Raw genomic sequence first — 10,956 nt, 5'->3', positions numbered from 1 at the left:
TCCCGAGGCTGTCACGACGTCAACAAGTCCGTTCGGCGTTCGACATTGCAGCAAGGTTTCGCTGCGGAGCCTAGCCTTGCCAGGGGCACATGCGCGCAAACTGGCGTGCATGGCCTGACATGGATCGGGACCCGGGCACCGGCATTGCAACGGAATTTGGAGCCTCGCAGTTGTCCGCGGACTGAGGAAGAGCCCATGCGCAGGCCGTCCAAGCCTTGTGGGTCTATCCTTGCGGGTGCAGGCAATTCCACTAGGATCAGATTTGGGGAAAGGATCCTGCCCTGCTGGTCGTTGAAGTCTGGGACAGGATATCTGCGCAAGCGTTCGAGCGTGGACCACCATGGGAGAGTTTTCTGAGACGTGTCGTCTATACCTGCCTGTTCGGTCACTCTGAGCTATTCAACGACTTTCGGTATGAAAGGAACGGGGTCGATTTTGTCTGCTTTACGGACGATCCCGAACTGCGCTCGGATTTCTGGGAGATTCGACTCCTGCCGCGGCAACTCCTCGACCCCGCGCGCGCGGCGAAGAGGATAAAGGCACTCCCGCACATTTACCTGCAGGAGTACGACTGGAGCCTGTACATCGACAACACCGTACGCTTGAAGGCTGCGCCAAACAGAATATTCGATGAATACCTGGCGCCGGCCAGTTCTCCGATGGTGTGCTTCAGACATTTCGAACGCGATTGCGTCTATGAAGAAGCAAAGACAGTTGTCAGTTTGCGATTGGACACGGCTGAACGGGTCGACGAGCAGATGGCGCTCTACAAACATCTGAAATATCCGGCCAGGAACGGGCTCGCCAAAGGTACTTTCCTGCTTCGACGCCACCACCATCCAGCCTTGCTGCGACCCATGAACACATGGTGGGAGCAGATTTCGGTGCATTCAAAACGGGATCAGCTTTCGTTGCTGCCGGTCTGCTGGTTAGAGGGTTTCGAAATAGAATACATGCCAATCAGGTTTGAAATGTACGAACTTCTGGATTGGCCGGTTTTACGGGACGGCCGACGCCTGCCTCGAGATTTCGATGAGGCGGTTTATCTGAAATTGAATCCCGATCTTGCTGATATCGGTGTGGGAGACCTTCGAAAGCATTTTCTGTTGTGGGGGCAAACCGAAAATCGGAGATACCGGCCCTGGGATATCCTCGACCTAACTGTTTTGCCGCGCCGGGTCATGCAGCGCATCAGGTCAAGCCCGCTCATGCGAAAAGGCGGGACCGCGCAGCGATGAAACGGAAGGGGTCGATCCGCCTGAATGCCGGTTCTGTGGCGCGGAGTGGCGCAAACGAAAGGCCCCCGAAATCGGGAGCCAGGATCACTTGCCTTTCCAGTTCGGCGTGCGCTTGTTGAGGAAGGCATCCATGCCCTCGCGGAAATCCTCGCTCATATAGGCGCGCAGGATCAGGTCCCGGCCCTCCTCGCGCGACAGGGTGCGGCGGAGGCGGAGCACCGCTTCCTTGGCGGTTTCCATCGTGATCGGCGCGTGGCCGGCAATCAGCCTGGCGGTTTCAGCGGCGCGGCGCTGCAGCGTCGCAACGTCAGGCACCACTTCGTTGAGCAGACCGAGCGCCAGCGCCTCGGGCGCCTCGATCAGCCGCGCCGTAAAGATCAGGTCCTTGGTCCGCGCCGGCCCGACCAGGGCGACGACCCGGCTGATATTGGACATCGACAGGCAATTGCCAAGCGTGCGCGCGATCGGAAAGCCGATCCGCGCCGTCGCCGTACCGATGCGAATGTCGCAGCAGGCGGCGATTCCCGCCCCGCCGCCGGTACAGGCGCCGGCGATCGCCGCGATGGTCGGCACCCTCACCTTTTCCAGTGCGCCCAGCACGCGATCGATCCGCTCCTCATAGTCGAGCGCATCCTCCGCGGTCTTGAAGGCACGGAACTGCGAAATGTCGGTGCCGGACGCGAACGCCTTGTCGCCCGACCCGGTGAGGATCATCGCCTTGATCGAGCGATCGGCGTTCACGCTTTCGCAGATCGCCGCCATCTGCTCGTACATCGCAAAGGTCAGCGCATTGCGCGCCTGCGGGCGGTTGAAGGTGAGGTGGGCAATGCCGTTGTCGATCGTATAGATCAGGTCTTCGCTGGCTGCCGGGGCGTTCATCGCACGCTCTTTTCTGTTGTTGACGTCATTGCGAGGAGCGCAAGCGACGATCGCGGGGCTCAGGCCACCGCCGCCTTTTGCATCGGCACCACGTCGCGCCCCTTCAGGACGTCCATCGCGGCGAGCACGCCGCCGCTACGATGCGGCACCTTGGCGAGGTCGAGTCCCATCTCGACGCCTGCCAGCGTGCCCATCAGCATCAGGTCGTTGAAATGTCCGATATGGCCGATCCTGAATGCCTTGCCCTTGAGCTTGCCGAGACCGGTGCCGAGCGACATGTCGAAGTTTTCCAGCACCACCTTGCGGAAGGCGTCGGCGTCGTGCCCGTCCGGAACCATGACCGCGGTCAGCGCCGGCGAATAGCAGTGGGGGTCGAGGCAGACCAGATCCAGCCCCCATGCCTTGGCGGCGGCGCGGGTCGCCGCACCGTGACGCAGGTGGCGGGCCCACACCTTGTCGAGCCCCTCCTCCTCCAGCATCGCAATCGCTTCCTTCAGCGCGAACAGAAGGTTGATGGCGGGCGTATAGGGGAAGGTGCCGACCTTGTTGATCGCGATATGGTCATGCCAGTCCCAGTAGGATCGCAGCGAACTGTTGGCCTTCGAGGCCGCCAGCGCCTTTTCCGAGACCGCGTTGAAACTGAGGCCCGGCGGCAGCATCATGCCCTTCTGCGAGCCGGCAACGGAGATGTCGATGCCCCAGGCATCGTGTTCGTATTCCAGCGAGGCGAGGCCCGAGATGGTGTCGACCATCAGCAGCGCCGGATGGTTGGTGCGATTGAGCGCCTTGCGAACCTCCAGCGGATGGGTGACGCAGCCGGTCGAGGTCTCGTTGTGCACCACGCACACGGCCTTGATCCTGTGGTCGCGGTCGGCGGCGAGCCTGGCTTCGATCTGCTCGACGTCGGCGCCGCGGCGCCAGTCGGTGGGCAGGAATTCGACGTCGAGCTTGAACTTCTCGGCGATGCCGAGCCACAGCACCGCGAACTGGCCGGTCTCCGCCATCAACACCTTGTCGCCCGGCGACAGCGTATTGACGATCGCCGCTTCCCAGGCGCCCGTTCCCGACGCCGGATAAATGATGACCGGCTGCTTGGTTCGGAACACGCGCTGGCAGCCCGCCAGCACGGCATGACCCAGCTCGGCGAATTCGGGGCCGCGATGATCCAGGGTGGGCATGTCCATCGCCCGCAATACCCGGTCGGGCACGTTGGTCGGGCCTGGAATCTGGAGAAAATGCCTACCAGTGTGGAGGGTCATATGGCGTCCTTCCCGGGGGTATTCCGCTTCGCGAGCCGCTCGAATATCACTATTCGGCGGGCTTGTCCCCCGCCCGGGACGCCCCGTCAATGCATAACACGGCAGACTAGGCCCGCGCCGGACGCCACAGCCGTCCGACGCTGCTCCAGGCGCGGTCCAGTATCGGCCAGAACAACAGCACAATGGCCAGGGTGGTGATGAAGCCGACCAGCCCGTTGGGCCTGACGTTGACACCAGGCGCTTTGATTTTTTGCATCGCCCGGCGAGCTTTCGCTCGCCATCCGCAGTTAATTTCCGATCACCTTGAGATGCGTGGGAGCATTTGCTTCTGTTCGCCCTTCGAGATATTTCATCGCAGCTTCGACACCGCCGGCCCGATGCGGCACACCCGAAGTGGAGAGACCCATCTCAACGCCTGACAGGGCTCCCATCAATGTGAGTTCGTTGCACTCACCGAGATGGCCAATGCGAAACACCTTGCCGGCGAGCTTCGACAGCCCGGAACCGAGCGACATGTTGTAATTGTCGAGCACGGTTTTGCGGAACTGGTCGGCGTCGTGCCCCGGCGGCATCATCACGGCCGTCAGAACCGGCGAATATTCGGCAGGTTCAAGACAAACCACCTCGAGGCCCCAATGTGCGACGGCGGTGCGGGTGGCAGCCGCAAGGCGCTTATGCCGGGCGAACACCGCATCCAGTCCCTCCTCCAGCAGCATCGCGATGGCTTCGCGCAGGCCGTAGAGCAGGCTGGTGGCCGGCGTGTAGGGGAAAAAGCCAGCGGCGTTGGGCTTCAGCATCTCTTCCCAGTCCCAGTAGGACCGCGGCATCTTGTTGGTTTTGGCCGCGGCGCGGGCTTTCTCCGAGATCGCGTTGAAGCCGAGCCCCGGCGGCAGCATGAAGCCTTTCTGCGAACAACTGACGGTGACGTCGACCTTCCACTCGTCGTGCCGGTAGTCGATCGAACCAAGCGAGGAGATGGTATCGACAAGCAGCAAGGCGGGATGGCCGACCTTGTCCATCGCGGCGCGGATATCGCCGACGCGGCTGGTCACGCCAGTGGAGGTTTCGTTGTGCACCACCATTACCGCCTTGATGGCATGGGCTGAATCCTGCGCCAGCGCGGCCTCGATCGCAACGGGATCGGCGCCGTGGCGCCAGTCGCCGGGCATGAAATCAACCTCGATGCCCCAGCGCGCCGCCATTTGCCGCCACAGCGTCGCGAAATGGCCGGTCTCGACCATCAGGACCCTGTCGCCGGGCGAGAGTGTATTGACGATCGCCGCCTCCCAGGCGCCGGTGCCGGACGACGGAAAAATCAGGACCGGGCCGGTGGTCTTGAAGATCTGCCGGCAGCCTTCGAAGACCGCCTTGCTCAGCTCGGCGAACTGGGCGCTGCGATGATCGATCACCGGCATGTCCATGGCGCGAAGCACCCGGTCCGGCACCGGGCTCGGGCCAGGAATTTGCAGGAAATGGCGTCCCTGGTGCTGAGTCATGGCTTCCTCGTCTGCTCTTAATTATATTGCATTCAATTTACCTGACAGCAATCGAAATATTGTTTACAATTCTTAATCGACGGGAGCCCCGCCAGGTCCTATGTTCAGCTTATGAAACCCCTGATTCCCAGCGACGCCACCTCGAAAGTCCTTGGCGCCGGCACCGATCCGGACCGGGAAGACCTGTCTCTGCATGACGAGATCCTGACGCGGCTACGAGACCACATCGTCGAAGGCAACATTCCGGATGGTGGCCGCGTGCCGGAACGCCAGCTTTGCGAGATGCTGGGCATCTCGCGGACGCCATTGCGTGAAGCCCTGAAGGTATTGGCTTCCGAGGGACTGGTCGAGCTATTGCCCAACCGGGGCGCCCGCGTGCGGCAATTGAGCGAGCACGACCTCGGCGAACTGTTCGACGTCATGGGCGGACTCGAAGGTCTCGCCGGGCGCCTCGCCTGCGAAAACATTACCGACGCCGAAATCGCCGAAATCGAGCGGCTGCATTATGAGATGTACGGCTTCTATTTGCACCGCGACATGCACGGCTATTTCCGCGTCAACCAGTTGATCCACCAGAAGATCGTCGAAGCCTCTCGCAACACGGTGCTGCTGGCCACTTACGCCAACTTTGCCGGCCGGATTCGCCGGGTACGCTACTCCGCCAATTTCGCCCGCAAGCGGGAGCGCTGGGGCGAAGCGATGCGCGAACACGAAACCATACTGGATGCGCTGCGTCGCCGCGCCGGCAGCGAACTCAGCGACATCCTGTTCAGGCATTTGCGCAATAAGCGGACCGCCGCCGTCGAACATCTGAAGGCGGACGGCATGGCCGGGGCGGAGCCAGCTTGACACCTCATCTCCCCTGCGGTTCGAAGCAGAATTTGAATTCAAAATACAAGAGCATAAAATTAAATTGCATTTCCTGCCCAATCTTGGTGGGAATGTGCGCCGGTAGCGCCCAGCAGGAGCGGAATGTCCAACAAGGGTTCAATGAGGCTTGAAGACCGGCTGGCGCGCGCGGTGACCGGCGACGTGTTCTTCGACCCGTTCAACCGCGGCCGTTATGCCACCGACGCCTCGTTCTACCAGATGATGCCCGCGGGGGTGGTGATCCCCCGGACCATGGACGAGGCGCTGCGGGCGCTCGCGATCATCCGGGACGATGGGCGGATCGTCACGCCGCGCGGCGGCGGCACCTCGCAATGCGGCCAGACCGTCAATCACGGCCTCGTCATCGACTTCTCCAAACACCTCAACCGCATCGTCTCGCTCGACCTCGAGAACCGCTCTTGCGTGGTCGAGCCCGGCATCGTGCTCGACGATCTCAACCGGCAACTTCGAAAGCACGGGCTGTGGTTTCCGGTCGATGTCTCCACCGCCTCGCGCGCCACCATCGGCGGCATGGCCGGCAACAATTCCTGCGGCGGACGCTCGCTGCGCTACGGCACCATGCGCGACAACACGCTGTCGATGGACGCCGCTTTGGCCGACGGCAACCTGCTGCATTTCGGCGAGGTGAATTCCGGCGACGACAGCGTCGCCCTGTTCCGCGACATGCTGGACCTCGGCGCCCGCGAGGCCGCCGAAGTCGCCGAGAGATTCCCGAAAGTGCAGCGCCGGGTCGGCGGCTACAATCTCGATGCGCTGGTGCCGCGCAATGCGCCCAACAATCTGGCGCATCTGCTGGTCGGCTCCGAAGGCACGCTGGCTTTCACCACAAAGGTCGAACTGAAGCTGTGGCCGGTGATCCGCAACAAGGTATTGGGCGTCTGCCACTTCGGCAGTTTCTACGAGGCGATGGATGCCGCCCAGCATCTGGTGAAGCTGCGCCCGATCGCGGTCGAACTGGTCGATCGCACCATGCTGGCGCTGGGGCGCGAGATCGCGATGTTCCAGCCGATCATCGGCACCGCCGTGCGCGGCGATCCCGATGCCGTGCTGATCGTCGAATTTGCCGAAGAGGATCAGGCCGAAAACATTCATCGGTTGAAAAAGCTCGGCGAGCTGATGGCCGATCTCGGTTTTGGCTGGGACCGACCGCAACGCAAATGGGGCGGCGTGGTCGAAATTATGGAGCCCGCGTTGCAAACCGGCATCGCCGAGTTTCGCGCCGCCGGCCTCAACGTCATGATGTCGATGAAGCAGGAAGGCAAGCCGGTCTCCTTCGTCGAGGATTGCGCCGTGCCGCTGCCGCATCTCGCCGACTATACCGCGCGGCTCAACGAGATTTTTGCCCGGCACGGCACCCGCGGCACCATGTATGCGCACGCCTCCGAGGGCTGCCTGCATGTACGCCCGGTGCTGAACCTGAAACTGGAAAAGGACGTCAAGGCGATGCGCGCCATCGCCGAGGAAACCTTCGCGATGGTCCGGGAATACAAGGGCTCGCATTCCGGCGAGCACGGCGACGGCCTGGTGCGCTCGGAATTTCACGAGCCGATGTTCGGCCCGCGCATCATCGAAGATTTCCGCGAGATCAAGCAGCGCTTCGATCCTGGCCATGTGCTCAATCCTGGCAAGATCGTCGACGCGCCGAAAATGGACGACCGGTCGCTGTTTCGTTATCCGCCGAATTACCGCGTCACGGAGCTGAAGACCGCGCTGGACTGGTCCGCGTATCCCGGCGCCGGCGGTGGTTTTCAGGGCGCGGTCGAGATGTGCAACAACAACGGTGCCTGCCGCAAGCTCGAAGGCGGCGTGATGTGTCCGTCCTATCGCGCCACCCGCAACGAGAAGGATGTTACGCGGGGCCGCGCCAATACCTTGCGGCTGGCGATCTCCGGCCAGTTGGGCCCGGATGCGCTGGCTTCCGACGAGATGATGGACACGCTGAAACTTTGCGTGTCCTGCAAGGCCTGCCGCCACGAATGCCCTGTTGGCGTCGACATGGCCAAGATGAAGATCGAGGTGCTGGCGGCGCGGGCAGCCCAACACGGGCTTTCGTTGCGCGACCGGCTGGTGGGGTATCTGCCGCGCTACGCCGCTCTGGCATCGCATCTCGCCCCGCTCGCCAATCTTCGCAACCACAGCCCGCTGTTGCGAAAATGGTTCGAGAAATTCGCAGGAATCAGCGCGCAGCGCGCTCTGCCGGAATGGCGGCGCGATGTTTTCAAGTCGGATGTCGAGGCGACCGGCCCGGCCGATGGCCGCGAAGTCGTGCTGTTCGCCGACACGTTCAATCGCGCCTATGAGCGCGAGAATCTCGACGCCGCGCTGCGCGTGCTGGTCGAGGCCGGATACCGCGTCCATCTTCCGAAGCCCGCGGATCGAGGCCGGCCATTGTGCTGCGGACGGACCTTTCTCTCGGCCGGGTTGGTCGACCACGCGCGGGCCGAACTGGACCGCCTGGTTGCGACCTACGCCCCGTTCGCCGCCCGCGGTGTGCCGATCGTGGGCCTCGAGCCGAGCTGCCTGCTGACGCTGCGCGACGAATTGCTGTCACTGCGATCGGACGTGACAGCCAGGAGCGTCAGCGCGCATGCGTTGCTGTTTGAGGAGTTTCTGGTGCGGGAGGCCGAGGCCGGCCGCCTTTCGCTGCCGCTCGGACCTGTTGCCGCGAAAGCCGTGCTGCATGGCCACTGCCACCAGAAATCATTCGGCGCGTTCAAGCCGGTCGAGCAGGTGCTCCGGCTCATCCCCGGCCTCGATGTCGAAACCATCGATTCCAGTTGCTGCGGCATGGCCGGCGCCTTCGGTTACGGCGCCGACACCTACCAGACCTCGATGGAGATGGCCGAACTGTCGCTGCTGCCTGCCGTCAGGCGCGCCGACGATGCCACGCTGGTCGTCGCCGACGGCACCTCGTGCCGGCACCAGATCAGGGACGGCGCCGGCCGTGGCGCCCTTCACGTCGCGCGCGTGCTGGCGATGAGCCTCGACAGCGCGCGCGCCACCCCCTATTCCTCACCCGTCGCAAAGGAACCCATTGATGGCTGAACTCACTCTCGATATCGCCCGCAAGATTCTCGATGTCGCACTCGCAAAGGGCGTCGAGATCAAACTGAAACCCCTCGTGGTCACCGTTCTCGATGCGCGCGGTTGCGTCAAGATATCAGCGGCACAGGATGGCACCAGCCTGATGCGTAGCGAGATCGCCCATGGCAAGGCCTGGGGCGCGTTGGCGATGGGCATGGGATCGAGGGCGCTGTTCCAGCGCGCGCAGGAACAGGCCTATTTCGTCAGCGCGGTGAACACGATGGCGCAGGGCCGGCTGATTCCGGTGCCCGGCGGCGTGCTGATCCAGGACGGCGGCGTCCTGCTCGGCGCGGTCGGCGTCAGCGGCGACACATCGGACAATGACGAAATCTGCGCGATCGCGGGGATCGAGGCCGCCGGATTGAAGGCTAACCCGGGTTAACGCGCTGCCCCGATCGGCTGCCGCCGCCATCGCCCAAGTGCAAACCGAAATGTAACGCCATGTCACGCCCGAAAAACGTCCTTTGGATCATGTGCGACCAGCTTCGCTATGATTATCTGGGTTGCACCGGGCACCCGACGCTGAAGACGCCGAATATCGACGCGATGGCCAAGCGCGGCGTGCGATTCTCCAACGCCTATGTGCAATCGCCGATCTGCGGCCCCTCGCGGATGTCGTTCTATACCGGACGCTACATGCGCTCGCACGGCTCGCACTGGAACGGCTGGCCGCTGCGCGTCGGCGAGCCGACGCTCGGCGATCACCTGAAGAAAATCGGCGTGCGCAACGTGCTGGTCGGCAAGACCCACATGGCGCCCGATCTCGAAGGCCTGAAGATGCTGGGGATCGCGCCGGATTCGATCATCGGCGTGCATGTGGCCGAATGCGGCTTCGAGCCTTACGAGCGTGACGACGGCCTGCATCCGACCGGCAAGCCCCGCCCGAAATACGACGCCTATCTGCGGGAACGCGGCTATGAGGCGACCAATCCCTGGGAGCACTGGGCAAATTCCGGCGCCGGCGAAGACGGCTCACTGCAGAACGGCTGGCTGCTGGTGCATGCCGACAAGGCGGCCCGCGTCGCGGAAGAGGATTCCGAGACGCCCTACATGACGCGACGTGCGATGGATTTCATCACCGAGGCTGAAGCCGACGGACGGCCCTGGTGCATGCACCTGTCCTACATCAAGCCGCACTGGCCCTACATCGCGCCCGAGCCCTATGCCAGCATGTACGGCCCCGGCGACATGCTGCCGGCGGTTCGTTCGGAGCAGGAAAAGCAATCCGCGCATCCGGTGTTCGCCGCCTACATGGACATGCGCTATTCCCGCAACATGTCGCGCGACGAGGCGCGGGAGAAAGTCATTCCGACCTATATGGGGCTGATCAAGCAGATCGACGACCAGATGGGCGTGCTGATGGGATTTCTCGAAGCGCGCGGCCTGCTCGACACCACCATGATCGTGTTCACCTCGGATCACGGCGATTATCTCGGCGATCACTGGATGGGCGAGAAGGACCTGTTCCACGATGCCTCTGCCAAGATCCCGCTGATCGTGATCGATCCGTCGGCCGGGGCCGACGCCACGCGGGGCACGGTCTGCGACGCGCTGGTCGAGGCAATCGATCTGGCGCCGACCTTCATCGACTATTTCGGCGGCAAGCCGCCGGATCACATTCTGGAAGGGCGTTCGCTTATGCCGCTGCTGCGCGGCGGGCCGCCTTCGGATTGGCGCAAGGTGGTATTTTCAGAATACGACTACTGCATGCAGGATGTCCGGCTGAAGCTGAACCAGCCGATCGAGCAGTGCCGGTTGTTCATGGTATTCGACGGCCGCTGGAAATATATCCACGCCTCCGGCTTCCGCCCGATGCTTTACGACCTGCTCGAAGACCCGCAGGAATTGACCGACCGCGGCGAAGACTCGTCCTGCGCCGATGTCATGGCCCGGCTGCAGTCGGCGCTGTTCGACTGGGCGCTGCACCCAAAGGGTCACATCACGACCAGCACGGAAAAGATCGCCGCCTATGCCGAGAAGCAGCTCCAGGTCAGAAACGGCGTCCTGATCGGGATCTGGGACGAAACCGAGCTGTCAGCGATCCGGAAGAAGATCGGTATTCAGCCGGGAGCATGATCCGGAAAAGTGGAAACCGGTTTTCCGAAACGA

The 10,956-nt window shown here is 62.9% G+C and carries 9 protein-coding genes; 5 read left to right on the top strand and 4 right to left on the bottom strand.

Translation table 11 applies throughout. From position 1 onward, the window contains the following. Positions 1-260 precede the first annotated feature (260 nt). Complete coding sequence (locus tag Q8N40_RS04180; RefSeq protein WP_371135610.1) at positions 261-1,238, top strand: glycosyltransferase domain-containing protein; 978 nt, start codon at positions 261-263, stop codon at positions 1,236-1,238. Positions 1,239-1,322: 84 nt separating this feature from the next. Here Q8N40_RS04180 and Q8N40_RS04175 read toward each other — a convergent pair whose 3' ends face one another. From Q8N40_RS04175 to Q8N40_RS04160, 4 genes are all read right to left on the bottom strand, one after another. Then, on the bottom strand, positions 1,323-2,117 hold the full coding sequence (locus tag Q8N40_RS04175; RefSeq protein ID WP_305710908.1) for an enoyl-CoA hydratase/isomerase family protein: 795 nt from the start codon (positions 2,115-2,117) through the stop codon (positions 1,323-1,325). A gap of 59 nt (positions 2,118-2,176) precedes the next feature. Beyond that, positions 2,177-3,376 carry an alanine--glyoxylate aminotransferase family protein gene (locus tag Q8N40_RS04170; protein ID WP_305710907.1) on the bottom strand — a complete coding sequence of 400 codons (1,200 nt, stop codon included), beginning with the start codon at positions 3,374-3,376 and terminating at the stop codon, positions 2,177-2,179. A gap of 106 nt (positions 3,377-3,482) precedes the next feature. Further along, complete coding sequence (locus Q8N40_RS04165; RefSeq protein ID WP_305710906.1) at positions 3,483-3,632, bottom strand: hypothetical protein; 150 nt, start codon at positions 3,630-3,632, stop codon at positions 3,483-3,485. A gap of 31 nt (positions 3,633-3,663) precedes the next feature. Continuing rightward, on the bottom strand, positions 3,664-4,872 hold the full coding sequence (locus Q8N40_RS04160) for an alanine--glyoxylate aminotransferase family protein (protein WP_305710905.1): 1,209 nt from the start codon (positions 4,870-4,872) through the stop codon (positions 3,664-3,666). Positions 4,873-4,983: 111 nt separating this feature from the next. Here Q8N40_RS04160 and Q8N40_RS04155 point away from each other — a divergent pair, with 111 nt between their 5' ends. The 4 genes from Q8N40_RS04155 (at position 4,984) to Q8N40_RS04140 (ending at position 10,923) form a co-directional block, all read left to right on the top strand. Further along, positions 4,984-5,721, top strand: a complete 738-nt coding sequence (locus tag Q8N40_RS04155; protein WP_305318452.1) for a GntR family transcriptional regulator — start codon at positions 4,984-4,986, stop codon at positions 5,719-5,721. A 141-nt stretch (positions 5,722-5,862) separates the two neighbouring features. Then, on the top strand, positions 5,863-8,808 hold the full coding sequence (locus Q8N40_RS04150; protein ID WP_371135609.1) for an FAD-binding and (Fe-S)-binding domain-containing protein: 2,946 nt from the start codon (positions 5,863-5,865) through the stop codon (positions 8,806-8,808). After that, a complete protein-coding gene (locus Q8N40_RS04145) occupies positions 8,801-9,229 on the top strand; it encodes a heme-binding protein (protein WP_305318450.1) in 429 nt (142 codons plus the stop codon). The genes Q8N40_RS04150 and Q8N40_RS04145 overlap by 8 nt, the downstream gene beginning before the upstream one ends. A gap of 59 nt (positions 9,230-9,288) precedes the next feature. Beyond that, positions 9,289-10,923: an alkaline phosphatase family protein gene (locus Q8N40_RS04140; protein ID WP_305710903.1), complete on the top strand. Its 1,635-nt coding sequence runs from the start codon at positions 9,289-9,291 to the stop codon at positions 10,921-10,923. The last annotated feature ends 33 nt before the right edge of the window (positions 10,924-10,956 follow it).

Origin of the sequence: Bradyrhizobium sp., assembly GCF_030693485.1 — a bacterium.
Taxonomy (GTDB): Bacteria; Pseudomonadota; Alphaproteobacteria; order Rhizobiales; family Xanthobacteraceae; genus Bradyrhizobium.
Note: the sequence above shows the minus strand (reverse complement) of the source record. Positions and strands in the feature narration are given on the sequence as shown.